This window comes from Mycolicibacterium parafortuitum (assembly GCF_010725485.1).
In the GTDB taxonomy this organism is placed as follows: domain Bacteria; phylum Actinomycetota; class Actinomycetes; order Mycobacteriales; family Mycobacteriaceae; genus Mycobacterium.
In genome coordinates, this window is sequence record NZ_AP022598.1 from 2825806 (window position 1) to 2851045 (window position 25240).

Genomic DNA, 25240 nt, shown 5'->3' on the forward strand with positions numbered 1-25240 from the left:
GGAGCCGCGCGGTCAGGGCCGCGGCGGAGCCGGTGGCCTCGTCGACGGCGGGGCCGACGGTGTCTGCATGCCGGGCATCATCCCGCCCGGCATCGGCATCATCCCGCCCTGCATGCCGGGCATCATCCCGCCGTGCATGCCCGGCATCATGCCGGGGCCGCCGTACATTCCGGGGCCCCAGGACTCGCCGTGGTGGAAGGGTCGGTCGCCGCGGTGCCAGTCCTGGTCGTCATCCCCGCCTGAGTTCTGGCCGACCACGAAACCCAGTAAGAAGATGACGGCGACGATCACCAGCGACCCGGCGACGATGCCGATCCATGCCGCGACCTGGGTGACGCGGTTGGACCGGTTCTGCGCACCGTAGGGCGGCGGTTGATGGGGTGGTGGCTGCGGCGGGGGCACCGGCGGCGGGGTCGCCGATGGTGGCGGCACGGCCCCCTGGGGGGCGGCGTCCGGGACCTGAGGACTCTGCGGCTCGCTCATGACTCGATCGTCCTCCTCTCGGTCGCCGACGCGCTACGGCCATCCGCCGCGTCATCCGCCGCGTCGATGTGCTCGCGGACCAGTCGCGGGTACCGGCCGCGGTCCGGCCGGAAGATGTCGTGCGGTGAGTCGACGAATTCGTGCAGCTTCGCGGCGGGGAAGTCCGCGCGGTAGCGCGCCCACGCCGCGTCGTCGACGATCGGCGCGTTCGGGCTGCGGACCACCAGCAGCGGTGGCTGCCGGCACGCCAGCGGCTCCCACAACGACTGTGTTCTCGCGGCGCGGATCGTCGCGAATCCGGCCGCGCGGTCGACCCGCTCACCGACCGGCGTGCCGCGCCAGCGCCCCTCGAGCAGGCGGGTGACGATGTCGTCGGACAGTGCGATCTCCTGCGGTACGTAGTCGCCGATCGACACCGAGCGCACCCGGTCCGGGTTGGCCAGGGCCCACAGCAGCGCGTACGGGGTCCCGCGCGAGAACGTCATCACGTGCACCGGGCCGTCGGTGACGTCGTCGACCACGGCGCCGACATCGCCGGCGAGGGTGTCCGAGTCGAACGGTCCGGACCGCGCATGGCTGTGGCCGTGGCCCCGCAGTTCGACGACGACAGCCCGCCGGCCCAGGACAGGCAGGACCTCGGTGTAATCGTCGGCGACACAGGTGAACCCGGGCACGAACACCACGGGTGCCCCGAGGTCGTCACCGCCGGAGTCCAGGTAACGCAGGCGCGCGCCGGCGTGCTCGGTGAAGCGAAACTCCGGCATGGGCCGAGTGTGTCAGCCCTTCGGCGGGACCGGGGCGGCGGCCTGCACTGCCGGGACGCCGGTCTCGGCCTTCATCCGCTCGAACAACTCGACGTAGTACGGCGTGCACTGCGCCAGCGCCTGTTCGGTGGTGAACAGCGGCCGGTAGCCCAGATCGCGTTCGGCCTTCGCGATGGAGAAGTAGTTGTCCAGGTAAAGGCGTTCCACCGCAAGCGGTTCCAGCAGCGGCTTGGGTAGCCCGAACTTGAAGTGCAGGAACTGCCAGGCCATCATCGCCGCCCACACCAGCCGGCCGGGCATCCACAGCGACGGCCACGGTTGGCCGCAGGCCTCCACCACCGGCCGGGAGAACTCGAACATGTTGATCGGCTCGCCGTCGTTGATGAAGTACGCCTGGCCCGGTGCGGTCCCGCCCTCGACGAGGTGCTCGGCGGCCAGGATGAAGCCGTGCACCAGGTTGTGCACGTAGGAGTTGTCGAGCTTGACGTTCTTGCTGCCGACCAGCACCTTCACGTGACCGGCCAGCACGCTCTCGAAGACCTTGCGGAACATGGTCTGGTCGCCCCGGCCCCAGATCCCGCTGGGCCGGATCGAGCAGGTCAGCAAGCCCGAGACCCCGTTCTGCGACAGCACGAACTTCTCGGCGACCACCTTGGTCTCGGTGTAGAGATCGTTGAAACGCTGGGTGTACGGCAGGGTTTCGTCTCCGCCGGCGATGCGCTGCCCGCCCATCACCACACTGTTGGACGCGGTGTAGACGAAGCGTTTGGTGCCTGCCTTCTGCGCGGCCCGCACCAGGTTCTCGGTCCCGGTGACGTTCACCGCGAAGCTGCGCTGCCGGTACTCCTCGGTGACCGACGCGCCGCCCATCAGGTCGATGACCGCGGCGGTGTGGAACACGGTGTCGACCGTGTCTGCGCCGGTGCCCACCGCACGGGCGACGTCGTCGGGGTTCGTGATGTCGCCGACGGACACCTCAAGCCGAGGGTGTTCCGGCATCGGTGACGGAACCCGGTCGAACGAGCGCACCCGCAGGCCCCGCTTCAGGAGTTCGGTGACCAGGTTGGCGCCGACAAACCCGGAGCCGCCGGTGACCAGCACGTGGCCGAGTTCTGTGCGCAGCGAGGCATCACCCATGCGGGCAGACTAACTGAAACGTGTTCCAATTTCGAGAGCTGAGCGGAAAACCCGTTCCCGCCTCACACGTCCTCTTCGGCATTGGAGGCCAGTGCCTTCTCGACCCGCTCGCGAGCGCCGGCTAAGTGCTCCTCACACCGTTTCGCCAGCTGTTCACCTCTTTCCCAGAGTTTCAGCGACGAATCGAGGTCGAGGCCACCGTGCTCAAGCTGCTCCACGACATCGATCAGTTCGTCGCGCGCCTGTTCGTATCCGAGTTGACTAATAGGCTTCACTGTTCCCCCTCGCTCGTCGCTGTGATCGCGCCGTCGCCGACCCGCACCCGCAGCCTGGTGCCCGCCGGGGCGTCGGCGACCGACCCGAGGATCTGTGGTTCACCGGAGTCCGGGATCGTCTGCACCACCGCGTAACCCCGGGCCAGCGTCGCCGCGGGACCCAGTGTCGCCAGCCGTGCCGACAGGTGCCCGATGCGCTCCGATTCCCTCGTCAACAGCCGGGTGATGTCGCGCCGGGCCGCGGCGCGGGCGCGGTGCACCTCGTCGGCGCGGGCGTCGATGGCCGCGAGCGGCCGGGCCAGCACCGGCCGGCTGCGCAGCTGCGCGACGACGTGCGCCTCACGGTTCACCCAGTTGCGCAGCGCGCGGGCGCTGCGGCGCCGCAGATCCGAGATCAGCGCCTGCTCGGCGGCGGTGTCGGGCACGATCCGCTTCGCCGCGTCGGTCGGCGTCGCCGCGCGCAGGTCGGCCACCAGGTCACACAGCGGATTGTCCGGTTCGTGTCCGATCGCGCTGACCACCGGCGTGGTGCACCGGGAGATCTCACGGCACAGCGTCTCGTCGGAGAACGGCAGCAGATCCTCGACGCTGCCGCCGCCACGCGCCAGCACGATCACGTCGACCTCCGGGTCGGCGTCGAGCGCGCGCAGGGCCTCGACGATCTGGGGGACCGCGTTGGGCCCCTGCACCACGGTGTTGCGCACCGCGAACCGCACGGCGGGCCATCTGCTGGATGCGACGGCCATGATGTCGTGCTCGGCTGCCGAGGCGCGGCCGGTGATCAAGCCGATGGTGCCCGGCAGGAACGGGATGGGCCGCTTCAGCCGGGGGTCGAACAGCCCTTCGGCATCGAGCAGGCGGCGCAGCCGCTCGATGCGGGCCAGCAGTTCGCCGATCCCGACCGCGCGGATCTCACTGACCCGCAGCGAGAACGTGCCGCGGCCGGTGTAGAAGTTCGGCTTGCCGTAGACGATCACCTGGGTGCCGTCGGTCATCTTCACCGGCGCGTTGACGACCAGGTCGCGCGGACATGTCAGCGACAGCGACATGTCGGCCGCCGGATCCCGAAGGGTGATGAACGCGGTGTTGGAGTTCGGGCGCAGCGTCAGCTGGGCGATCTGGCCCTCGACCCACACCGCGCCGAGCTTGTCGATCCATCCGGCCACGCGGATGGCCACCCCGCGGACCGGAAACGGGTTGTCCGCCGATTGTCCGGGGTCGCCGTCCGCCCTCGCCGAGGTCACTTCGCCGACGCGCGCGTGATCCTGTTGGCCAGCAGCGTCTGGTACGGCGCGCGCGCCTTCGTGGACTCCTCGTAGGCGAGCAGCGCCTCCAGATCCGGCACGCGCAGCGACGTCAGCCGGGCCCGCAGCTGGGCCAGGGTCAGCGAGTCGTATTCGATCTCGGCCGCGATGTCCGGGGCATCCGGTGCGGTCGCCGGCGGCTCCGTCACCGATTCGGCCTTCGCGATGTCGGGATCACCGCTGAACAGCGCGAACCGTCCCTCGGTCAGCCGCTCCCCGTCGCGCACGGGGAGATCGACGACGTCCCCGAGATCCGCGTCGTCCGTGTTGTGGCTGCCCCCGGAGTCAAGATCCTCGTCGAACGTCGCCCACTCCGGTTGTTCGTCCTTGGGCGGGAAGATCGACTCCAGCGTCTCGTCGCCCTTGATCACCAACTCCGCGACGTCCTGCTGCATCTTCATGACAAGCTGGGCGATCTGGCTGGCGATCGTCATCGGGTACATCAGGATGGTCTGGGGGAGCTTGCGGGTCTCCTCGATGGCGGTCACTGCCGCACCTACGAGCAGCCGGACGCCATACGGTGCAGTTGACATGCGCACAGCCTACGGCTGGGCGGTTCGGCCGGCCGGTAAGTACCCTGGACTCATGCCGCCGACTGTCAACATGGGCATCCCTGGTGCCGCGAGCTCAGTAGCCGAACGGACGGCAGGTAAACGAGTTCTTCTCGCCGAACCGCGCGGCTACTGCGCCGGCGTGGACCGCGCCGTGGAGACCGTCGAACGCGCCTTGGAGAAGCACGGCGCCCCTGTTTACGTCCGGCACGAGATCGTGCACAACCGCTACGTCGTCGACACGCTGGCCAAGGCCGGTGCGGTGTTCGTCGAGCAGACCGACGAGGTCCCGGAGGGGGCCATCGTGGTGTTCTCCGCGCACGGTGTCGCGCCCTGGGTGCACGAGGAGGCGGCTGCACGCAATCTGCAGACCATCGACGCCACCTGCCCGTTGGTGACCAAGGTGCACAACGAGGCCAAGCGCTTCGCCCGCGACGACTACGACATCCTGCTCGTCGGCCACGAGGGCCACGAGGAGGTCGTCGGGACCGCCGGTGAGGCGCCCGACCACGTCCAGGTCGTCGACAACCCCGACGCCGTCGACAAGGTCACCGTGCGCGACCCGAACAAGGTGATCTGGCTGTCGCAGACCACGCTGAGCGTCGACGAGACGATGGAGACGGTGCGCCGGCTCCGCGAGAAGTTCCCGACGCTGCAGGACCCGCCCAGCGACGACATCTGCTACGCGACCCAGAACCGTCAGGTCGCGGTCAAGGCGATGGCGCCGGAGTGCGAGCTGGTGATCGTCGTCGGATCGAAGAACTCGTCGAACTCGGTGCGCCTCGTCGAGGTCGCGCTCGGCGCCGGTTCCGCCGCCGCACACCTGGTCGACTACGCCGAGGACATCGACCCGGCCTGGTTCTCCGGGGTCACCACGGTCGGCGTCACCTCCGGGGCCTCGGTGCCCGAGATCCTGGTGCGCGGGGTGCTGGACCGGCTGGCCGACTACGGCTACGACACCGTGCAACCGGTGACCACCGCCAACGAGACGCTCGTCTTCGCCCTGCCGCGGGAGATCCGCCCGGCGCGCGCGTGAACCTCGTGCGCCGCAGGGCCGGCGGAGCGCTGCTCGCCATCCTGCTGCTGGTGCTCGCCGGCTGCAGCGACGCCGGGGACCGCCTCGCCGACACCGTGCACGGCTTCGCCGACGCGCTCGGCCGCGGCGACGCGGCAGCCGCTGCGGCACTGACATCGGACTCCGCCGGCGCCACCGCGACCCTGACCGAACTGTTCGCCAGCCTCGGCGACGAGGTCGGCTTCGACGTGCCGACGGTCTCGCGCGAGGAGAACTCGGCGCGGTTCACGCTGGCCGCCACCTGGAAGTTCGGTCCCGAGAAGGCCAACGAGTGGACCTACACCACCGAGGGCACCGCGACCGAGAAGGACGGTGACTGGGTCGTCGACTGGAACCCGGCGACCGTCGCGCCCGGCCTGGACGCCGGCCCGCTGTCCTACACCAACTTGGCCCCGCAGCCGGCCGCGCGCGTCCTGGACCGCACCGGCGCCGAACTGCTCACCCAGCACATCGTCACCCTGGTCGACCTGGCGCCCGGGGTCGACGTGAACGCCGTTGCGGCCCTGCTCAATCCGATCGCGCCGACGATCACCGCGCAGTCGCTGACCGGTGATCTGGCCGAAGCCGCGGGCAAGCCCGTCACCGCGATCACGGTGCGCGCGGAAGACCTGGCGCCGATCCAGGAGCCGCTGGCCGCGCTGCCGAATGTGACGCTGCGACCGCAGACCCGGCTGCTGGCCACCGATCGTGCGCTGACCTCGCCGACCCTGGCGGGGCTCGGCGAGCTGTGGCAGCAGCGCACCGACGACGCCACCGGCTGGGCGGTCCTCGCCGAAACCCCGGCCGGCGCCAAGCATGTCGGCGGCCAGGATGCGTCGCCGGTCGGCGACATCGCCAGCACACTCGACATCGGCATGCAGCTGGCCGCCGAGGCCGCGCTGGCCCCGCTGACCACCCCCGCCGCGCTGGTGGCGGTCCAGCCGTCGACGGGCAACCTGCTCGTCGTCGCGCAGAACGCGCCCGCCGACGCGCAGGGCGCGATCGCGCTCACCGGCCTCTATCCGCCGGGCTCGACGTTCAAGACCGTGACGGTGTCGGCGGCGCTGCAGGCAGGGCAGGTCACCCCGGACAGCATCGTCGGCTGCCCGGGCACCGAGAACATCGAGGGCAGGCAGATCCCCAATGACGACAACTTCGAACTCGGCGACGTCCCGCTGCACACCGCGTTCGCGAAGTCGTGCAACACCACGATGGGACGGTTGGCGGTCGGGCTGCCCGCGGACGGTCTCACCAAGGCCGCCGCGCAGCTGGGCCTCGGTATCGACTACGTCGCCCCGGGGATGACGACGGTCACCGGTTCGGTGCCCGTCGCGGACACGCCTGCGCTGCGCGTGGAAGAGGGCATCGGACAGGGCAAGGTCACCGCGTCGCCGTTCGGGATGGCTCTGGTCGCCGCGACGCTGGCTCGCGGATCGGTACCCGCGCCCGCGATCGTCGAGGGGGCGCCCGGGGTTTCGGACACCACCCCGGAGCCGCTGCCGCCGAGCGTCGACGAGCAGGTGCGGGCGATGATGCGCGAGACGATCACCGGCGGCACCGCCACCCAGCTCCAGGACATCCCCGACATGCTCGGCAAGACCGGAACCGCGGAGTACGTCAATTCCCAGGTCGACGAACAACGGGCACACGGCTGGTTCGTCGGGATTCGCGGCGATCTCGCGCTCGCGGTGTTCGTCGGCGACGCGGGCAGTTCGGGTCCCGCGGTCGACGCGGCGGGTGGATTCCTGCGCGCGATCGGCTAGATGTCGTACTCCCAGTGGTCCGCTTCGCGGGGCTCGCGCCTGCGGTTGCGGTACTCGGCCCGCTCGCCGGACTCGTCGCCGCGGTAGCGCACCCGCGAGATCGGGTGGTGTGAGCCGGCGTCGGCGGTGTACGGATCGAACGGCTCGGGATCGCCGTAGCGGGTGGGGCGATCGTCGTAGCGTGACGGCCGGCGACGCTCGGGCCGGGGCCGCTCGTAGCGGTCCTCGCGGTCGTACCGGGCCCGGCGTTCCCGCGGCTGCCGCGGTTCGCGGGGCTCACGCGGTTCCCTCGCCTCGCGGGGTTCCCGCGACTCACGGGAGGACGAGGGCCGGGGACGGCGGCGCGGCTCGCCGGCGGGCCGGTCGTCTGTCCTGGGACGGCGGCGCCGGGGCGGGACGTCGTCGACGACGGGCTCGATGATCTCGGTCTCCGCCGCGCGCGGCCGCCGCCGTGGCGCATCCCGTCTCGCCGGGTCCCGTCCGTCACGCGCGGACCTACTCGCGGCGGCCTTTGCCGCACCGGCGCGGCGACGATCGGGGGCCCGGCGCGCCCGCTTGGGCGGAGCATCGGCCTTCTGCGCGCCCTTGGTGATCCCGCCGACAAGCGCCGACACCTTCTCGGCGAGCCCGCCTCCGCGTCGCGGCCGGGTCGACTCGTCGTCGGCCGCCGGGGCGGCGGGGGCGGACTTGGCGAAGTACCACCGCGCCAGCCCGATCAGAAGTACCGCCGCGGCGGTGAAGAACATCAACGGGAAACGCTCGATCAACGGGTAGCCGCAGTTGATCAGCAGATCCTTGATGCCCTCGATCTGGCTGCCGTGCATCATCAGATACGCGCCGGGCACTGTGACGAACAGCACCAGGGGCGGCTGGATCACAGCGGTGAAGAGGCTGGCCTGCTGGACGGCCAGGACCGCGATCAGGCAGCCGAGGACATACAGCGTCGAGAACGCGGAGGTGAGCTGTCCGCTGCCGGAACCGGCATCGAAGGCGAAGCCGATGGCTGATGCGACAACCGCACTCAGAATGGCGCCCCACCACGGAATCCCTGCGATATCGGGGTGCACGGAGCGGTGATCGGCGGCCACGGCCGATCGCGCACGCTGTCCTGACACATGTCGACCGTACCGGCTGTCGCTATGTGACGTTGCAAGGGAACGGTGGCGTGGCGATCACATTCCCTACACTGTGGACCCCGTGGGCCTGAATCTCGGAATCGTCGGACTGCCGAACGTGGGTAAGTCGACTCTGTTCAACGCGCTGACACGCAACGACGTGCTGGCGGCGAACTACCCGTTCGCGACGATCGAGCCGAACGAGGGGGTGGTGGCACTCCCTGATCCGCGGCTGAACGAACTGGCCGAGATGTTCGGCTCGGAGAAGATCGTCCCGGCACCGGTGACGTTCGTCGACATCGCCGGCATCGTCAAGGGCGCGTCCGAAGGTGCGGGGCTGGGCAACAAGTTCCTGGCCAACATCCGCGAAAGTGACGCGATCTGCCAAGTGGTACGCGTGTTCGCCGACGACGACGTGGTCCACGTCGACGGGCGGGTCGATCCGAAGTCCGACATCGAGGTGATCGAGACCGAGCTGATCCTGGCCGACATGCAGACCCTTGAGCGCGCGTTGCCGCGGCTGGAGAAGGAAGCTCGGACGAACAAGGACCGCCGCCCGGTCTACGACGCCGCGGTCGCGGCCAGCGAGGTGCTCAACACCGGCAAGACCCTGTTCTCCGCGGGCACCGATGTGTCGTTGCTGCGCGAGCTGAACCTGATGACGTCCAAGCCGTTCCTGTACGTGTTCAACGCCGACGAGTCGGTGCTGACCGACGAGAAGCGGATCGCCGAGCTGCGGGAGCTGGTCGCACCGGCCGACGCGGTGTTCCTCGACGCGAAGATCGAGGCCGAACTTCAGGAGCTCGACGAGGAGTCCGCGGCCGAGCTGCTGGAGTCGATCGGACAGACCGAGCGGGGCCTGGATGCGTTGGCGCGGGCGGGTTTCCACGCGCTCAAGCTGCAGACCTACCTGACCGCGGGCCCGAAAGAGGCGCGCGCCTGGACGATTCATCAGGGCGACACCGCGCCCAAGGCGGCCGGGGTGATCCATTCCGATTTCGAGAAGGGCTTCATCAAGGCCGAGGTCGTCTCGTTCGAGGACCTTAAGGCGGCCGGGTCGATGGCCGCGGCGAAGGCCGCGGGCAAGGTCCGGATGGAGGGCAAGGACTACGTTATGCAGGACGGTGACGTGGTGGAGTTCCGCTTTAACGTGTAGGCGGATTCCCGTTCAGCGTCTCCGTGTCATCGGGTGCGCATGGCGAGAGCGGCATGCGGTCTGACGCGTTCCGTACCCGGACGTTGTAGGCGATCCACCTCGACGAATCCTGCCGCCGACAGCGTCTCCGACATCTCGTCGACGGGCCAGCGATAGGCGGTCGTCACCTTGTGGTCGAAGGGTTCGACCTGCTTGCCTTCGAAGAACCCGATCACGAGAGTTCCGTTGTCGGACAACGCCGTACGAAGGGTGCGAAGAACCTCGGTGAGGGTGGCGGGTTCGAAGTGGATAAGTGAGTACCAAGCCAGTACCCCGCCGAGGGAACCGCGTGGCAGGTCGAGGTCGCTCATCGAGCCGACGGTGAACTCGACCTCGGGCCGGTTCGCGCGGGCACTGTCGATGAACGCAGGTACCAGATCGATCCCGATTGCCGTGAGACCGAGGTCCGTCAAGTATCCGGTCAGGTGCCCAGGTCCGCAGCCGGCATCGAGAATCGTGCCGTCAGATCGCTCGAAGTGTTTTTCGAGGAATCGGAGATCGTCAGGATGGACATGAGTGACTGCGCCGAACATTCTGGCGTAGGCGTCGGATACCTCCGTGTAGCGGCGCCTGACGACGGGGTCCGTCATGATGGCAACTGTAGGCGGCAGGTCCGTTGATGATCCGTGACGTTAATCGACGGCGGAATGTCGTGGAGTTTCGCTGCAACGTGTCGCCGGACCTTCGCCTCCGTGGCATCATGGAATGCATCGATGATGCGCATGGAGGTGTCGTGATGAGAACCACTGTCACCATCGACGACGAACTGCTCGCCAAAGCTGCCGAGTTGACCGGTGTGCACGAAAGTGTGGCACTGCTCAGACAGGGATTGCAGACACTCATTCGGGTGGAAAGTGCGCGCCGTCTTGCGGCGCTGGGCGGATCGGATGCCGAGGCGACTGCCGCGCCGCGGCGGCGTGGCGCATCGGAATGATTCTCGTAGACACCGCGGTGTGGATCGATCATCTTCACGCCGGGGAGTCCAGGCTGGTCGAGCAGTTGGAAATGGATGGTGTCGGCTGCCATCCGATGGTCGTCGAGGAGTTGGCGCTCGGATCAATTGCACGTCGGAACGTGGTGCTCGATCTTCTCGCCAACCTGTGGCAGTTCCCGACCGCGCGACATGACGAGATCCTGTATCTCGTTGAGCAACGGCAACTCTGGGGGCGCGGGCTGAGCGCTGTCGACGCCCATCTGATGGCCGCTGTCTCCATGGTTGAGGGCGCGCGCCTGTGGACCCGGGACAAGCGATTGAAGGCTGCTTCAACGGAAGTGGGCGTCCGACTGTTCGACGAGTGACATTGTTCGGCCGCGGAATGTCGTGGAGTTTCGCTTCAACGTGTAGAGCCGCAGTGCGCGGCGGTGCAAATCGCGTGCCCTGACAAGGTGTTGGTCGCGTACATTGACGACCGTGAGTGGGGATTGGCGGGTCGACCGGGTCCATGAGATCCGGTCGTTGATCACGCAAGCCGAACCCGATGTCGTCGAGGAGATCAAGTGGCGCAAGCCGTCAAACCCTGACGGCGTTCCGACGTTTTCGCTGGACGGCCTGATCTGCACCCTGGAGCTCTACAAGGACAAGCTCAAGATGACCTTCGCCAAAGGCGCATCCTTGAACGACCCAGATCATTTGTTCAACGCGAGTCTCGACGCAAAGGTCCGGCGCTGCATCGATCTGTACGAAGGCGATGCACTGGACGTCGACGCGTTCACCGCTTTGATCCACGAGGCCGTGAGGGTCAACCGCGGCTGAGCTGACCAGGGACGTGGGTATCCGACTGCTCCATGAGCGAAGTCGATCTCCCGCGTGTTAACGTGCGAGGGCGCTTCCAGGTGTCCATCGCCTGAATCGTCGCGGAGAGTTCTCGATCGGAACATGTCCGGATGGGGTGCTGCACCTTTTGGTGCGCCGACACCCTCTCGCCGACAATCGATGTCGGCTTACGGAAGGACATGACAATGGTCAGCAAAGACGACAAGAACCTCCAGCAGGTCCTCGACAAGATCGCCGCAATGGACGAGCCGAGGAGAGGCGTCATGCAGCGCATGCACGAGGTCATCCTCGCTGCGGCACCCGAACTCAAGCCCCGAATCTGGTACGGCATGCCGGGCTACGCCAGATCCGCGAGCACCCCTGTCATCGTCTTCATCCGGAACGACGACCTGATGAGCCTCGGGTTGAGCGAGAAGGCGACATTGAAGCCGGCCGGAGGCAGGGATGGACGGCTGATACCTGCCGCCTGGTTCTTCGACGACCTGGACGAGAACACCGAGAAGCGGGTCGCCGAGATCGTCCGCGCCGCGATCGAGTGATCTGTCGGTGTGCGGACCTAGCATCGACATCTTCCCCGCAGCACCCCGAGGAGATGTCTGATGAAGTTCGTATCGACCCGCCTCATCACCGCAGATGTGCGCGCTCTGGTGACCTTCTACGAGATGGTCACCGAAACCGCCGCCGTCTGGGGCAACGACCTGTTCGCGGAGATCCCGACCCCGGTGGGCACACTCGCCATCGGCAGCGACAAGACCGTCGCACTGTTCGGTCCGGGATCGGCTGAGCCGGCCGCCAACCGAAGTGCGATAGTCGAATTCCTCGTCGATGACGTGGACGCGCAGTACGAGCGGCTCCGGGGCAGCGTCGGCGACGTGGTCACGGCGCCTACGACGATGCCGTGGGGAAATCGCGCGCTGATGTTCCGCGATCCGGACGGGAACCTGGTCAACCTGTTCACCCCGGTCACCGAGGAGGCGCGCGCCAAGTTCGGGATGTGAGGTTGACGGCGACGTCGCGAAATCGACTCGTGGCCAACGGGATCTGACGCCGTATCGCGCATGACCCGTATCGTGGGGCGATGAGTGACACCAAGCTGCGCGCCCGTTACCTCGGATACTTGGCGTGCCTGAACGACCGACGGTGGGGCGATCTCGGCGAATTCGTTGCCGATCAACTGACCTATAACGGAAATCAGCTGGGGTGCAACGATTATCGGTCGATGATCGAACGGGACACCGATGCCGCGCCTGATCTTCGCTACACGCCGGAACTGATCGTCGTCGACGGTGATGTGCTCGCGTGCCGGCTCTACTTCCGCTGCCATCCTCAGCGGACGTTTCTCGGACTCGTGCCCTCCGGTGGTGCGGTGTCCTTCGCCGAGCACGTCTTCTACCGGTTCGCTGATCTCAAGATCGTCGAAGTCTGGTCCCTGATCGACAAGGAAGCCGTCCGCGCGCAGATCGGCGGCTAGCATCATCGGCAAGCTGCCGGGCTGCGCGGCAACACTGAGGGGGACGTACGTGATCGCTTGGCGCATCGCTTCGGCATTGGCTGTCGCATTGGTGGTTGTGGGATGCGGCGGCAGTTCCGACCAGGACGCCGGCAGCCCGACGGGTTCCGGCGTGGCGGCCCCGTCCAGTACGACAGGGGAGGTGCCCGACGAACTGGCCGACGAAGGGGACATGACGGTCACGTACGAGGATGCGACCACCCCCGAGGCTCAGAACGGCCGGCAGATGATGGAATCGGCCGGGCTTCTCGAGGATCTGGCGGCATCGGTGAACGATATGTTCAACCTGCCCAACGACTTTCAGCTTCTTGGTCAGGAGTGTGGAGAGCCCAACGCCTTCTACGATCCCAACCAGCAGGCCATCGTGCTCTGCTACGAGGATGCCGATTTCGCCGAGGCGGTGTTCGCCCGCGACGGAGATCCCGATCCGGTCGACGCGGCGTTGAACGCCGAGGTGGGGAGCTTCTATCACGAGCTGGGGCACATGCTGATCGACATCTACGATCTGCCGATCACCGGCCGGGAGGAAGATGTCGCGGATCAGTTGGCGGCGTTCGTGATGCTGTCACCGGACGACGACGGCGCCGTCGACGCGGATTCGGTGAAGGTGATCCGCGATTTCGCCGGCGAGTTCCGGGCATTCGCCGAAGAGCAGGGTGAGGTCGGCGATTCCGATTACGCGGGCGGTCACTCGCTGAACCAGACGCGGATGTACAACCTGCTGTGCTGGGCCTACGGAGCCGACCCCGCGGGGAACGCCGGCATCGTCGACGACGGCGAGCTACCGTCCGACCGCGCCGAACTGTGCGAGGAGGAGTACGAAAAGCTGGATTACGGCTGGGGTTCGCTGCTCGAGCCCTACGTGAAGTGACGCGTCACCGCGGCTTCAACCGGAAAACCGGGATCTCGCGTCCGGTGGCCGCCGTCTTCTCGCGGTAGTCGCCGTACCCGGCGTACACGCGCTCCGCCAGACCGTACAGGCGGGAACGTTCGTCTGGATCGGTGACCTCGACGGCGGTGAAGGGCTCCTGCCCGAAAGTGCAGTCCGGGTTGGCTTTCAGGTTGTGGTACCACTGCGGGTGCTTGTCCTGGCCGAAGTTCGACGCGATGAGGATGACGTCGGAGCCGTCGTGGAAGTAGGTCAGCTGAACCTCGCGCGGCTTACCGGACTTCGCGCCCGTCGTCCGCAGCGGCGCGTTGACGATCGGGCCCATGTTGATCCGGCCTTTGGTGAGGCGGAACAGGATGGGGTCGGTTCGGCGGGCGATGTGGCGTGCCATGAACTGCCCGATCGGAGACCGTCCGAAGCGGACCCCCTTGTCGTACTGAGGACCGCGTCGGCGGTGAGGGTCGACGTAGCGCAACGGCATTCGGGAAACCTACCGTGCGCGGCTTCGCGGTCGCACCGGTAGCCGCCGGTGCGCGGCGCGCTGCAGCTGGCTCAGCGCAACCAGTGTGATCAGACCGGTCGCCTGGCGCGCGAGTGCGGGACGGCTCATGCGCTTGCGCCACGGCTGGGTGCGCGCTCCCCGGCGGTACCCGAACGCATAACCGAGGCACGCGGCCGCGGCCAATGCCGCGAGCATGCCGAACGCCGTCATCGGTACCACCTTGCCCGCCGGCGGTCGCGAACCGGTCACAAACGTGGCACGCCTGGGCCCGCAAACAGTAAGGCCACCTCCGAGCGGAGGTGGCCTTACTGCCCAGGGAAGTCAGCGGACGTTGACGTAATAGACGTGTCCGGTGATGGTGTTCTGGTAGAGCCGGTCGTTGAAGTTGTCCTGGACGGTGCCGCGGATGGCGGGTCCGCGGTTGACGCCGACGACGTTGGCGTCTGCCAGGGGCGTGGCGGAGAGCTTGTGGACGATGACCCGGTTGCCCTGGGCTTCGAGCTGGGCGATGGTCGCCTGGGCGTCTCCGGTGCCGGATGGGGCGGCCAGTGCGGGGGCGGCCAGGCCCAGGAATCCGGCGGACAGCGCGGCGGCGGCGGTGGTGGCGATGGTGAGCTTCTTCATGATCGTTCTTCTTCCCTGCGGTGGTGCTTCCTGGTGCTCTGATCGGTTGAACCAGCAGGTCAGCGCGTTCATTTCGGTTGGCAGAGATTGATCGTCCGGTGGCACGAATAGGTGCGTCGAGTTGTCACCGGGCGCGGGTAATGTCGAACACATGTTCGATAAAGAATTCGCGAGACTGGCCCCGGGTCAGCTCGTGGATGCGATCGAACAGGCCGCGCGTGACGAGGCTCGGGCCGCGGCCCGCAAGGCCGCCGCGATCGCGGCGCTGGTGCACGCCACGGTGACCTACGACGAGGTTCGCGACTACTACGTGTACGACTCGTGGGCAGGCTGTGCCGGGGTGGTCGGGGCGGCGTTGTCGATGTCGACACGACGGGCGTCGGGGCAGATGCGGATCGCGGTTGCGCTGCGCGAGCGGCTACCGAAGGTCGCCGCGTTGTTCGCGCAGGGCCGGCTGGCGCCACGGCTGATTTCGGAGATCACCTGGCGCACGTCGTTGATCACCGACGATCGGGTGCTGTCCGAGGTGGACTCCGACATCGCCGAGAAGGCCACCCGGTGGGGGCCGTTGTCGGACGAGCGCCTGGGTAACGCTGTCGATGCGGTCATCGATCGGTACGACCCGGATGCGGTGCGCCGGGCTCGCGAGGTGGTCAAGACCCGCGATATGCACATCGGTGCCGCCGAGGACCCGAACGAGATCGTGGCGATCTGGGGCCACGTGATGGCTGGGGACGCCGCGGTGTTCAAGGCTCGCGTCACCGCGATGGTCGACGGCTTGTGTGCCGAGGATCCGCGCAGCGCGGGGGTTCGGCGCTCCGACGCCGCCGGGGCATACCTGCGCGGGGAAACGGTGCTTGCCTGCCGGTGCGGGTCGCCGACATGCCCGGCCCCCACGGCTGCTCCGGTCTCGCCGATCGTGATCTCGGTGCTCGCCGACCCTGCTGCGGTGGCCGCGGCCCACGCGCTGATCGCCGCCGAAGACCGCGAACAAGAACGCCTGCACGCCACGCGGCAAGGCCGGCAACCGCAGGACGTGGAGGGCTCGGGGGGCGAGCAGGAGGGTCCGGCAGAGGACATCGCGCCGCAGGGCGTCGACGGCTCGGAGGTGCAGGAGCAGCCAGCGCCCGAGGAGGAGACTCCTGAGCCCGCCCCGCCTGCGGACTCCGGGGTGGCGTTGCTGCCCGGGGCCGCGATCATGCCGACTCCGGCTCTTGCGGAAGCCCTGCGCGGCGGCGCCCGCGTCAAACCGCTGTGGACGCCCGGCCCCGAGGCGGAACCGCAGTATCGGCCGTCGGCGAAGTTGGCCGCATTCGTGCGTGCCCGCGATCTGTTCTGCCGATTCCCTGGCTGCGATGTGCCCGCCGAGCGCTGCGATATCGACCACGTCGTGCCGTGGCCCTACGGACCCACCCATCCGTCCAATCTGAGCTGCAAATGCCGTACCCACCACCTGGCCAAGACCTTCGTCGACGGCTGGCGTGACACGCAGCTCCCCGACGGCACCCTGATCTGGACCACCCCGACCGGACACACCTACACCACCGTGCCCGGCAGCCGACTGTTCTTCCCGGCGTGGGACATCACCACCGCCGCGCTACCCCCGCCGGCTCAACCCCCGCCCGCGGAGTGCCGCGAGAAACGGATGCCCACCCGGTCGCGCACCCGCGCCGCCGACGTCGCCGCGCGCATCAACGCCGAACGCGACCGCAACGCCGCGCGCCGCGCCCTCGAACAGCATCGCGCTACCGAGGCCGCTGCGGTGGAGAAAAGCCGACGGCAAGGAAAGTCGCCGCCCAGCAACGGCGTCGACCCGCCGCCGTTCTGAGTCGAGGATGTCTCGTCAGCTTTACAACTTGTTCACAGATTTAGCTGACCAACACAATGCCGAATCGTTAAGTTACTGTCTTAATACAACTTATGGTTCGATACGCAATGACAATGCGAGATACATAGATGGCTGAGACCCTGAACGCGACTACCAACGGCGAACTCATCGACCGATGAACCAACAGGATCGATCGACCGCACCGCGGCATAGTCGGACAGAGTACGAGTACAACGAACTGCTGTCGCGGCTGGTGGGCTACCACCTGCAATCGGTGCATTTCAACGGCGGGTACGTGCAATTCTCGTTTGCTCACCTGAACTCCGCCGAGTACCCCGTGTTGACCTGCGAGGTGATGCCGACCGTCGAGACGCCGTCGGGCGCATTGAACGACGGTGATCCCGGCTACGCGGACGCCATTCGTGGATTGATCGGACAGCACGTGACCGCCACGCACGAAGCGCCCCTGCTCGGCCTCCGCATCGAGTTTGCCGAGGTCTCGGTGAAGGTTCGGCCCGCCGCCGACGAGCTGCGCGGTCCGCAAATCGCGATGCTGTCGGACTTCAGCGATGTTGCGCCGGCCAGCTGGCAACCCGGCGGGCAAGCGTTCGAATACCTGGCCTAACCTGCGGCCCGGTAGTCCAGCATCGGATCGCGACTCTGGAGTTCCTCCCCGGAGATCACCACGAGTTCCGTCGGTGAGAGCCGGTAGGTGGTCCCGCCGTTGCGCACCTCAAAACCTCCCGGTATCGGCCGGACGTCGTCGAGCTCCAGGGACGCCCCGTCGCTGATCCGCACCCCTTGATACTCGTACGCGCCGCCGGCCGACTCGCAGATCACCACGAGCGCCCGGTCGGTGCGCGCGATCAGCGCCGCCGTCTCGTTCGCCCCGCAGCGCGGAGAGTCGACATAGCCGCGCGCATCCACGGGCGGTCCGGATGACTGGGGGAGTGCCGGGGCCGGCGACGGCGTGACGGTGGGTGCCGCGGACGCCGCGGGCGCCGGCGGCGGCGCCTGCCGACGCGTCGAGGGCGGAGTGTCGTCCACAACCGGTCCCGCAACCCACTCTGACGCCGACTCTGGTTGCGCCGGAATGGATTGCACCTCCAATTCCTGCACCCGGGAGTTCATGATGATGACGACGACGGCCACCGTCACGAGTGCCGCGATGACGATCCAGATGGCCGACGTCCGCGCCCGGGACGTCCCCCGGCCGGGCGGGTTGGGCGCGGGGGCGTGCCGATCGGTTGGCGTCGCCATGCCTGCGCTCCCTCGTCAACTACCGAATCCACCAAGCAAACCACCTGACCAGCCCCCACCGCTGGATATCGGACGGCGTTTCGGCGCCCCGACACCAGCGGCGGCTAGGCCAGCACCGTGATCTCCGCGCCGAGTCGATATCCAGGCGCCAGCGGCAGTACGTCACCGCTCCAGAACGAACCCGGGTCGAACCAGTTGGAGTGCTTCTCGGTCTCCAACAATCCCATCTCCTCGTAGGTGATGGCCACCGTCTCCGCGCAGTAGGCCGTCTCCATTCCGACCTTCACCTTCTCGGCCTTGCGGCGCTCCGCCGACTCGCGAACCTTGCTGTGCACGAACGGAATTCCCCGGGTGAAGTCACTGACGGTCGGAATCCGGCCGCGCATCCAGCGCCCCGTCAGCCGGGCTGTCGTCGGGAACGGCGTCCCATCCATCCGCGCGATGACGCGCAGCATCCGGTCCTCCTGATCGCGGGTCACGTCCGGGGTCAGCTGGCGCAGCCAGCACCGCTGGTCGTAGGTGTGCACCCACCGGAGCACCGCCTCGCGCAGATCGTTGAGCTGCACCCCGCGGTGATTCGTGCCCGTCCACAGATCGAGCAGCTTGTCGCCGAGTTCCGCATGCCAGATCAGCGGCGGCAGATCGTCGATCGCCACGGTCATGCCGACGTGGTTCACCGGGCTGTTGGTCATCGACTGGATGGCGCGGTCGGGTCCGGAATGGCCGCGGAACAGCCAGATATCGCCGGTGCGGGTTTCGTCCAGCGCGCGCTCCAGAGGCACCGTGCTTGGATTCACCCCCGCAGCTTATGCAGACTGTCCGGTATGCGCGGGATCTGGAAGTGGTTGGGGCTGGCGGGTGTCGCGGGCGTGGTGGCCGGCGGAGTCCTGGTCGCCCGCGATCAACGCCGCCGGCGGGCCTACACCCCGGACGACATCCGCGCGCGGCTGCATCAGCGGCTCGCGGAGGCCGACCGCACCGGGTAGAGCGTGTGGGTGCCCGAGAACCCCTTCAGTTCGGCGTCTCGCTCACCGTCGAACTCCAGGTCCTCGCACTCGCGCACCGCCTCGTAGACCGCACTGCTGAGCAGGATCTCCCCGCCGTCGGCCTGCCCGGCCACCCGCGCCGCCATCGCGACATTGCGCCCGAACACGTCGTCGCCGCGCAGTACGGACTTGCCGGTGTGGATGCCGATGCGAACCCGGATGTCGCCGGGACGCCGGTGCAGCGAGCGCTGGATGTCGAGCCCGCACCGCACCGCCGGCTCGGGCTGGGCGAACGCCACCATGAACCCGTCGCCCTGGCTCTTGACGACGTGTCCGCCGTGCCGCTCGACGAACCTGCGCACGGCCTTGTCGTGTCTGCCGAGCAACCGGACGAACGCGCGGTCCCCGATCCGCTCGTTGAGTGCCGTGGACTCCTCGATGTCGGAGAACATGATCGCCAGCCGGCCGTTGGGTGCCAGTCGGGCCAGATCCGGCCGCTCGACCTCGGCCCAGTCGGCGAGTTCCTCGATCGAGGACCGCACCGCCGCTCCGAGCCCGTCCCGGCGCAGGATGTTGGCGGTCTGCCAGACCGTCTTGACCGCTTTCGTGCCGCCGGAGACCAGCATCTGGCGGGTGTCGAGACGGCGGCGGAGTTCGTCGGCCTCGTCGCGGCTGCGCTGGAGGCGACGGGTCTGTACCGCCAGCGCGACCCCGAGTCCGACGGCCAGCACTGCCAGCGCGCCCGCCAGGATCACCAATCCGGTCACCGCTCCAGTATCGGACGCCGATGACGTGATCACCTTCTAGGACCAGGCAGCCGCGACCGTGGCCATGTCGAAATAGTCGCGCCAGGCCGCGATCTGGCCGTCGACGATCTCGAACACCCCGGTCACCGGCAGCGCGAGTTCGCGGCCGTCCTTGAACCGCATCACGTCCGTGCGCTCGTTGAAGACGAGATTCCCGGAGCTGACCTGGTGGTGCACCTGGAAGTCGATCCCGTCCACCATCGCGGCGAAGTCGGTGATGAACTCCTCGACGGCGGTCCTACCGACCACACGCTCCATCGGAATGTTGTGGTACACGCCGTCTTCGGTGAAGTACGACGCCAGCTCGGCGGGGTCGGGTGCCGACCACTTCGCGCAGAACTCGGTCACCGTCTCCTCGGGGGAGCGTGCCATCGGCTCGTCACCAACCTTCCGTCAGCACTCGGTCCAGCGTGTCGACATAGAAGTCCGCGGCCTCGATGTCGATACACAGCGGCGGCTTCGTCTTGAGGATGTTCTGGTGATCACCGGTGGGCTGGATGACCACGCCGAGCTCGAGCATCCGGTCGCAGATCGCCGAGGTCTCCTCGGGGGCCGGTTCCAGCGTCTCGGGGTCACGCACCATCTCCACCCCGAGATACAGGCCGACGCCGTGCACCGTGCCGATCAGCGGGTGCCGATCGCGCAGCCCCTCCAGCCGCGCCTTCAGGTGGGCGCCGACGCGGATCGCGTTGTCCTGCAACCCCTCATCGCGAAGCACGTCGAGGACCGTCATCCCGATCGCGCACGACAGCGGGCTGCCGCCGGTCGACGAGAAGAAGTACCCCTGGCTTGCGAACGCCTCGGCCACGGCGCGGGTGGTGATCACCGCGCCGACGGGGTAGCCGTTGCCGACCGACTTGGCGACCGACACGATGTCGGGCACCGCATCCTGCTGCTGGAAGCCCCAGAACCACTGGCCGAGCCGGCCGTAACCGACCTGCACCTCGTCGGAGATCGCGAGGCCACCACCCGCGCGGATCGCCGCGTAGATCTGCCGCAGGTAGCCGTCGGGCAGCGCCATACCGCCGGCGTTGCCGTACACGCTCTCGCAGATGAACGCCGCGGGCGGGCGTCCCGACGCGATCAGCGCCTCGATCTGGGCCACCGCGTCGTCGGCATATCGGGACGCGTCGGCCCCTCGGTATCTGCCGCGGAAGCTGTTCGGCGACTCCACCGTGTGCACCCACTCCGGGCGGGTGGCGACCGCGGTCGGGTTGTCGGCGGTCGACGTCGACACGGCGTCGGTGCCGTACGTCCAGCCGTGGTAGGCCTCCCGGACCGCGACGACGTCGGGGCGGCCGGTGACGGCGGTCGCGAGCCGGATCGCCAGATCGCTGGCCTCCGAACCGGAGTTGACGAGGAACACGGTGTCGAGCGGGTCCGGCAGCAGGCCGGCGAGGCGTTCGCTGAACTCGACCACGGCCGCGTAGTTGAACCTCGAGTTCGTGTTCAGCCTGCGCAGCTGCCGGGACGCGACGTCGGCGATCCGCGGATGCGCATGCCCGAGCACCGTGACGTTGTTGACCATGTCCAGATAGCTGCGGGCCTGGGTCGACATCAGGTAATGCCTTCTGCCGCGCTCGATCTGGGGTGGGGTGCGGTAATAGAACTCCTGCACCGGGGCGAAGCTGGCGTCCCGGCGGGCCAGCAGATCACCGCGATCCTCGCCGCTCAGCGGGGTCAGGCCGAGAAGCGGCCGCGGGTCACGGGTGTAGGCCAGCCAGCCGGGGGCGAGATCGGCCCGGGTGAAGCGCGGAGCGACCGGCGCGCCGACGGGTCGCACGGTGAGTTCGATCCGGTTCGATGCGGTCGCGGTGCCGATCACGTCGCCCGCATCGACCGTTCCGGACGCCGTTGCGGACAGGCCGGTCAGTGTGAGCTCGAACTCGCTGCCGCGCAAGGTGATTCGGGCGGAGCTTTCCTCGCTGAGCTCGCCGTCCCACGGGGCGACGATCTCGGTGTCGGCCGCGGTCCACACGTCGACTCCGGTGGCGACCACCTCGGGGGCTTCCTGGCTCAGCCGCGGGGCATTGCACAGTCTGGCCTCGCCGTGCCGGGTCAGCACCAGGGCCGCGCCGTCTGCCAATGCGGCGCTCGCGTACTCGTCGGCCGACCGGATGTCGCCGTCGTCGTAGAGCTCGGAGGTGGTGGACAGATCGAGGGTGCGCACCGCGGCGCGGTCCACCGCGATCATCTGGGCCTGCGCCTTGATCGGGTGGGGTGCGTCGTTCATCCCGAGGTGGGAGGTGATCACCGCGGTCATCACGTCGGCCGGCACCGCGGTGGCCAGCTCGAACATCCGCGTCTCGGCGTCGGACTGCTCGGTGATGTAGTCGTTGTCGGGGTCGAGCACGGCCTGCTGGGCGCTGCTGACGATCAACACCACGGTCCGCAACACCAGCAGCGGCCACAGCACCTCGACCTCGGCCACCGACAGCGGCCGCACCGCATGGAACGCGGCGACCGCCGGCAGGATCGAGGTCGGTTCGGCGCCGGCATGCCCGAGCACGCACGAGGCGGTGATCGCGAGTTCCGACGCCGCCCAGGTGTGCGACAGGTCGCCGAAATCGATCACCCCGTCCGGGCGGACACCTTCGGGGGAGCGGGCGACCACCGTGTTCGCGTCGGTCAGGTCGATGTGCGCGGCCTGACGCGGCAACTCGCCGTCGCGTACCGAGATCCGCGCCCATGCGTCGCGCGCGGCGGTCTCCAGCCGGGCCCGCAGGCCGACATCGGTCACATGGTGGCCGAGCTCCTCGACCACATCCATGCCGTACCGCAAGTCCCACTGCAGAACCCGGTCCAGACCGGGGTGGGTGAAATCCCTCAGCGCCCGGCTGACCCGCCCCGAGACGTCGCCGAGGCCGGCGATCGCCGCCGGGGACAGGTAGCCGGTCTCGACCAGGGTGCCACCGGGCAGGAAGGGCAGCAGTCGTACGTAGGCGGTGCCGTCGACCAGATCCGGCACCGTCGTGTACGGCTCGCCCGCGGCGTTGGGCAGCGGCACCGGGATCCGAAGCGCGGGTTCGGCTTCGGCGATCGCGTCGGCGGCCGCGTCCTGTGCCTGCAGTTCCACTTCGGTGAAGGCGGGGTTGGCGACCTTGAGCACACCGAGGACCGCGCCGTCCTCGCCGTGCACGAGGAAGTTCTTGTCCTGCTGGCTGCCCAGCGACGACGCGCGTGCGGTCAGCCCGTAGTACGCCGACAGGATCTGTTCTGCCTGAGCCTCGCTGACGGCCGGCGCGGGCAGCTCGCGCTGCTCCAGGAAGTTGAACCCGGCGCTCATCGGGAGAATACGAATTGGGTCACGGCGTCCGAGAACGCGTCGTTGTCGTCGCCGGCCGCGGTGTGGCCCGCCCCGGACAGCTCGACGAACTCGGCATTCGGCACCTTGGCCAGAAAGTCTTGCACTGCTTCCTCACTCACCACATCGGAGAGTTTGCCCCGGATCAGCAGGATCGGGATGGTCAGCTCGATGGCGGCCCGCTCGAGCAGGTCGACGCGGACGAACGGATCCTCGTTCGGCTTGGTCAGGAACGCCGGATCCCAATGCCAGTACCACCTGCCGTTGCGGCGCCGCAGGTTCTTCTTCAACCCCTCGGGGCTACGCGGCTTGGCGCGGTGCGGCAGGTAGGCCGCGACGGCGTCGGCGGCCTCCTCAAGCGACTCGAAACCGTGCACGTGGCTGAACATGAACTCGCGGATGCGGGCGCTGCCGTCCTTCTCGTAGCGCGGGACCACGTCGACGAGCACCAGCCGGGACACCACGTCCGGGCCGGCCTGCCGCGCCGCGAGGATGCCGGTGAGCCCGCCCATGCTGGCGCCGATCAGCACGGTCGGCCTGCCGATGCGGTCGAGCACCGCCAGCGTGTCCTCACACAACGCCTCGACGGTGTAACGGGCATCGGGGGAGCGGTCGCTGTCGCCGTGCCCGCGGCTGTCGAGCGCGACCACGTGCAGGCCGTGGTCGGCCAGGATCTGCCCGGTCTTCTTCCAGGAGAACCGGTTCTGGCCGCCGCCGTGCATCATCAGCACCGAAGGTCGTGACTCGTCGAACCGGGAAGTGGTCTCCGGGTTGTTCCATTCGTCGGCGACCAGCGTCAGATCGTCGGCACCGCGGAACGTCGCGGTTCTGGGTTCGCTGTGCTCGGTGCTCACGGCGTCCTTTCGGCGGGCCTCGGGTCAAGTACGTTACCCAGCGAGCGTGTTGTTGCCATCTTGGGTCCCGAACGCCACAGGTCACCCTATATTTACGCTCGTGCAGCCCGGTCAGGACCCAGACGACGAACGGCGCAGCATCATGGATGCCGCCCTTCGTTGCCTCGCCGACCCGCACACCGGCCCGGTTCCGATGGCTCTGATCCTGCGCACCGCCGGGGTGTCGAGCCGGGCCTTCTACCGGCATTTCCAATCCAAGGACGACCTGTTCCTGGCTTTGCTCGAGCAGGAGTGCGCGGCGGTGGTCCACCGCGTCGACGGCGTCGCGGACTTCGCCCACGGTGATGCGGCCGACCAGCTCGCCGCGTGGATCGGCGCGATGTTCGACATCGTCGCGGACACCAAGACGCGCACGCAGCTGATGGTGATCGATTCCGACGAGGTGCGGTCGGCCAAGGGATACCGGGCGGTGCGCGAACGCCTGCACGCAGCCCGCGAGAAGGGTCTGGCCGAGATCCTGCGCCGGGGCCGCGACGACGGGTCCTTCCCGCTGGCTGATCCCGATCTCGACGCGATGGCGATCAATGCCGTCGTCAGCCGCGTGCTCGGCGGCCAGACCGGCGACGATCCGGAACGTCTGAAGCAGGCCCAGGTCGCGACGCTGGACTTCGCGTTGCGGGCGGTGGGAGCGCTCGGCCGCACCTGACGCCGCGATGAGTTCGGGACCCCCGGGCGGTCTGTCTACACAGCCGCCCGCCGGAGACCGAAGGAGAACCATGCCCACCATCACGCCGTCGCTGTGGTTCGACCACGACCTCGAGGACGCGGTCGCGTTCTACTGCTCGATCTTTCCGAACTCCTCGCTCGATTCGCTCGAGCGCTACACCGAAGCCGGGCCGGGCCGTCCCGGAGAGGTGCTCTCGGCCACGTTCACCCTGGACGGCCACACGTTCATCGGGATCAACGGCGGGCCGCAGTTCCCGTTCACCGAGGCGGTGTCGTTCACGATCTCGTGCCGCGATCAGGACGAGGTCGACTACTACTGGGACCACCTGGTCGTCGGCGGCCAGGAATCCTCGTGCGGCTGGCTCAAGGACCGCTTCGGGTTGAGCTGGCAAATCGTTCCCGACCGGCTGACCGCATTGACCAGCGACCCCGACCCGGCCCGCGCCGCGGCCGCGACCAAGGCGATGCTGGGCATGCGCAAGATCGTCATCTCCGAACTGGAGGAGGCTGTCGCGGCCTGTTGACCTCGGCCGGAA

At 68.1% G+C, this 25240-nt stretch carries 32 protein-coding genes; 15 read left to right on the top strand and 17 right to left on the bottom strand.

Annotated features, from left to right (window positions below; genetic code table 11):
* Positions 1-12: 12 nt before the first annotated feature.
* The 6 genes from NTM_RS13620 to NTM_RS13645 form a co-directional block, all read right to left on the bottom strand.
* Positions 13-483: a hypothetical protein gene (locus NTM_RS13620; RefSeq protein ID WP_163766599.1), complete on the bottom strand. Its 471-nt coding sequence runs from the start codon at positions 481-483 to the stop codon at positions 13-15.
* Entirely contained in the window at positions 480-1247 is a 768-nt protein-coding gene (locus NTM_RS13625) for an alpha/beta fold hydrolase (RefSeq protein WP_163766600.1), read from the bottom strand. The genes NTM_RS13620 and NTM_RS13625 overlap by 4 nt, the downstream gene beginning before the upstream one ends.
* 12 nt (positions 1248-1259) lie before the next feature.
* Positions 1260-2384, bottom strand: a complete 1125-nt coding sequence (locus NTM_RS13630) for a 3-beta-hydroxysteroid dehydrogenase (RefSeq protein ID WP_163766601.1) — start codon at positions 2382-2384, stop codon at positions 1260-1262.
* A gap of 62 nt (positions 2385-2446) precedes the next feature.
* Positions 2447-2659 carry an exodeoxyribonuclease VII small subunit gene (locus NTM_RS13635; protein ID WP_163766602.1) on the bottom strand — a complete coding sequence of 71 codons (213 nt, stop codon included), beginning with the start codon at positions 2657-2659 and terminating at the stop codon, positions 2447-2449.
* Entirely contained in the window at positions 2656-3903 is a 1248-nt protein-coding gene (xseA, locus tag NTM_RS13640; protein ID WP_163766603.1) for an exodeoxyribonuclease VII large subunit, read from the bottom strand. The genes NTM_RS13635 and xseA overlap by 4 nt, the downstream gene beginning before the upstream one ends.
* Positions 3900-4496 (bottom strand): lipid droplet-associated protein, encoded by a 597-nt coding sequence (locus NTM_RS13645; RefSeq protein ID WP_104864003.1) that lies wholly within the window; start codon positions 4494-4496, stop codon positions 3900-3902. The genes xseA and NTM_RS13645 overlap by 4 nt, the downstream gene beginning before the upstream one ends.
* A 52-nt stretch (positions 4497-4548) precedes the next feature.
* Between NTM_RS13645 and NTM_RS13650 the strand changes: the two genes are divergently transcribed.
* Both NTM_RS13650 and NTM_RS13655 read left to right on the top strand, forming a co-directional pair.
* The gene (locus NTM_RS13650; RefSeq protein WP_104864002.1) at positions 4549-5550 is read left to right on the top strand and encodes a 4-hydroxy-3-methylbut-2-enyl diphosphate reductase; all 1002 of its coding nucleotides are present in this window, start codon (positions 4549-4551) and stop codon (positions 5548-5550) included.
* Complete coding sequence (locus NTM_RS13655) at positions 5547-7331, top strand: penicillin-binding transpeptidase domain-containing protein (RefSeq protein WP_435405092.1); 1785 nt, start codon at positions 5547-5549, stop codon at positions 7329-7331. Before NTM_RS13650 ends, NTM_RS13655 begins: the two co-directional genes overlap by 4 nt.
* On the opposite strand, the gene NTM_RS13660 is transcribed toward NTM_RS13655, so the two are convergent.
* On the bottom strand, positions 7328-8446 hold the full coding sequence (locus NTM_RS13660; RefSeq protein ID WP_163766604.1) for a DUF6542 domain-containing protein: 1119 nt from the start codon (positions 8444-8446) through the stop codon (positions 7328-7330). The genes NTM_RS13655 and NTM_RS13660 overlap by 4 nt on opposite strands.
* 82 nt (positions 8447-8528) lie before the next feature.
* On the opposite strand from NTM_RS13660, the gene ychF reads away from it, so the two are divergent.
* Complete coding sequence (gene ychF / locus NTM_RS13665; RefSeq protein ID WP_163766605.1) at positions 8529-9602, top strand: redox-regulated ATPase YchF; 1074 nt, start codon at positions 8529-8531, stop codon at positions 9600-9602.
* Between the two features lie 26 nt (positions 9603-9628).
* Here ychF and NTM_RS13670 read toward each other — a convergent pair whose 3' ends face one another.
* Positions 9629-10231 (bottom strand): class I SAM-dependent methyltransferase, encoded by a 603-nt coding sequence (locus tag NTM_RS13670; RefSeq protein WP_163766606.1) that lies wholly within the window; start codon positions 10229-10231, stop codon positions 9629-9631.
* Positions 10232-10377: 146 nt separating this feature from the next.
* Here NTM_RS13670 and NTM_RS13675 point away from each other — a divergent pair, with 146 nt between their 5' ends.
* From NTM_RS13675 to NTM_RS13705, 7 genes are all read left to right on the top strand, one after another.
* Positions 10378-10575, top strand: a complete 198-nt coding sequence (locus NTM_RS13675) for a type II toxin-antitoxin system VapB family antitoxin (RefSeq protein ID WP_104864225.1) — start codon at positions 10378-10380, stop codon at positions 10573-10575.
* Positions 10572-10940 carry a type II toxin-antitoxin system VapC family toxin gene (locus NTM_RS13680; RefSeq protein WP_104863999.1) on the top strand — a complete coding sequence of 123 codons (369 nt, stop codon included), beginning with the start codon at positions 10572-10574 and terminating at the stop codon, positions 10938-10940. Before NTM_RS13675 ends, NTM_RS13680 begins: the two co-directional genes overlap by 4 nt.
* Before the next feature lie 112 nt (positions 10941-11052).
* A complete protein-coding gene (locus tag NTM_RS13685; RefSeq protein ID WP_104863998.1) occupies positions 11053-11394 on the top strand; it encodes a DUF1801 domain-containing protein in 342 nt (113 codons plus the stop codon).
* A 206-nt stretch (positions 11395-11600) separates the two neighbouring features.
* A complete protein-coding gene (locus NTM_RS13690; protein WP_232079703.1) occupies positions 11601-11954 on the top strand; it encodes a DUF1801 domain-containing protein in 354 nt (117 codons plus the stop codon).
* Positions 11955-12014: 60 nt separating this feature from the next.
* Positions 12015-12413 (top strand): VOC family protein, encoded by a 399-nt coding sequence (locus NTM_RS13695; protein ID WP_163766607.1) that lies wholly within the window; start codon positions 12015-12017, stop codon positions 12411-12413.
* A gap of 80 nt (positions 12414-12493) precedes the next feature.
* Positions 12494-12886: an ester cyclase gene (locus tag NTM_RS13700; protein ID WP_163766608.1), complete on the top strand. Its 393-nt coding sequence runs from the start codon at positions 12494-12496 to the stop codon at positions 12884-12886.
* A gap of 49 nt (positions 12887-12935) precedes the next feature.
* Positions 12936-13796, top strand: coding sequence for a DUF4344 domain-containing metallopeptidase (locus NTM_RS13705; RefSeq protein WP_163766609.1), 861 nt, complete (start codon positions 12936-12938; stop codon positions 13794-13796).
* Positions 13797-13800: 4 nt separating this feature from the next.
* Here the strand turns inward: NTM_RS13705 and NTM_RS13710 are convergent, their stop codons facing one another.
* From NTM_RS13710 to NTM_RS13720, 3 genes are all read right to left on the bottom strand, one after another.
* Positions 13801-14295, bottom strand: a complete 495-nt coding sequence (locus tag NTM_RS13710; protein ID WP_163766610.1) for a nitroreductase family deazaflavin-dependent oxidoreductase — start codon at positions 14293-14295, stop codon at positions 13801-13803.
* Between the two features lie 9 nt (positions 14296-14304).
* Positions 14305-14526 carry a hypothetical protein gene (locus NTM_RS13715; protein ID WP_232079705.1) on the bottom strand — a complete coding sequence of 74 codons (222 nt, stop codon included), beginning with the start codon at positions 14524-14526 and terminating at the stop codon, positions 14305-14307.
* Positions 14527-14637: 111 nt separating this feature from the next.
* Entirely contained in the window at positions 14638-14940 is a 303-nt protein-coding gene (locus NTM_RS13720) for a hypothetical protein (protein ID WP_104863992.1), read from the bottom strand.
* 151 nt (positions 14941-15091) lie between these two features.
* Here NTM_RS13720 and NTM_RS13725 point away from each other — a divergent pair, with 151 nt between their 5' ends.
* Both NTM_RS13725 and NTM_RS13730 read left to right on the top strand, forming a co-directional pair.
* Complete coding sequence (locus NTM_RS13725; RefSeq protein ID WP_163766611.1) at positions 15092-16768, top strand: HNH endonuclease signature motif containing protein; 1677 nt, start codon at positions 15092-15094, stop codon at positions 16766-16768.
* Positions 16769-16943: 175 nt separating this feature from the next.
* Entirely contained in the window at positions 16944-17393 is a 450-nt protein-coding gene (locus tag NTM_RS13730; protein ID WP_104863990.1) for a hypothetical protein, read from the top strand.
* Here the strand turns inward: NTM_RS13730 and NTM_RS13735 are convergent.
* Entirely contained in the window at positions 17390-18028 is a 639-nt protein-coding gene (locus NTM_RS13735; protein WP_163766612.1) for a hypothetical protein, read from the bottom strand. The genes NTM_RS13730 and NTM_RS13735 overlap by 4 nt on opposite strands.
* A 104-nt stretch (positions 18029-18132) precedes the next feature.
* Entirely contained in the window at positions 18133-18810 is a 678-nt protein-coding gene (locus NTM_RS13740; RefSeq protein WP_179964067.1) for a guanylate cyclase, read from the bottom strand.
* 42 nt (positions 18811-18852) lie between these two features.
* On the opposite strand from NTM_RS13740, the gene NTM_RS28550 reads away from it, so the two are divergent.
* Entirely contained in the window at positions 18853-19014 is a 162-nt protein-coding gene (locus tag NTM_RS28550; RefSeq protein ID WP_104863987.1) for a hypothetical protein, read from the top strand.
* Here NTM_RS28550 and NTM_RS13745 read toward each other — a convergent pair.
* The 4 genes from NTM_RS13745 to NTM_RS13760 are packed head-to-tail and all read right to left on the bottom strand — an operon-like array spanning position 18981 to position 23978.
* A complete protein-coding gene (locus NTM_RS13745; RefSeq protein WP_435405093.1) occupies positions 18981-19781 on the bottom strand; it encodes an adenylate/guanylate cyclase domain-containing protein in 801 nt (266 codons plus the stop codon). The two genes, NTM_RS28550 and NTM_RS13745, sit on opposite strands and share 34 nt — an antisense overlap.
* Positions 19782-19817: 36 nt before the next feature.
* On the bottom strand, positions 19818-20192 hold the full coding sequence (locus NTM_RS13750) for a limonene-1,2-epoxide hydrolase family protein (RefSeq protein ID WP_163766614.1): 375 nt from the start codon (positions 20190-20192) through the stop codon (positions 19818-19820).
* Positions 20193-20199: 7 nt separating this feature from the next.
* Positions 20200-23106 carry an aminotransferase gene (locus NTM_RS13755; RefSeq protein ID WP_163766615.1) on the bottom strand — a complete coding sequence of 969 codons (2907 nt, stop codon included), beginning with the start codon at positions 23104-23106 and terminating at the stop codon, positions 20200-20202.
* Complete coding sequence (locus tag NTM_RS13760) at positions 23103-23978, bottom strand: alpha/beta fold hydrolase (RefSeq protein WP_163766616.1); 876 nt, start codon at positions 23976-23978, stop codon at positions 23103-23105. The genes NTM_RS13755 and NTM_RS13760 overlap by 4 nt, the downstream gene beginning before the upstream one ends.
* A gap of 100 nt (positions 23979-24078) precedes the next feature.
* On the opposite strand from NTM_RS13760, the gene NTM_RS13765 reads away from it, so the two are divergent.
* Together NTM_RS13765 and NTM_RS13770 are read left to right on the top strand one after the other, a co-directional pair.
* A complete protein-coding gene (locus NTM_RS13765; RefSeq protein ID WP_435405094.1) occupies positions 24079-24684 on the top strand; it encodes a TetR/AcrR family transcriptional regulator in 606 nt (201 codons plus the stop codon).
* A 70-nt stretch (positions 24685-24754) separates the two neighbouring features.
* Complete coding sequence (locus NTM_RS13770; protein ID WP_163766617.1) at positions 24755-25228, top strand: VOC family protein; 474 nt, start codon at positions 24755-24757, stop codon at positions 25226-25228.
* Positions 25229-25240 lie beyond the last annotated feature (12 nt).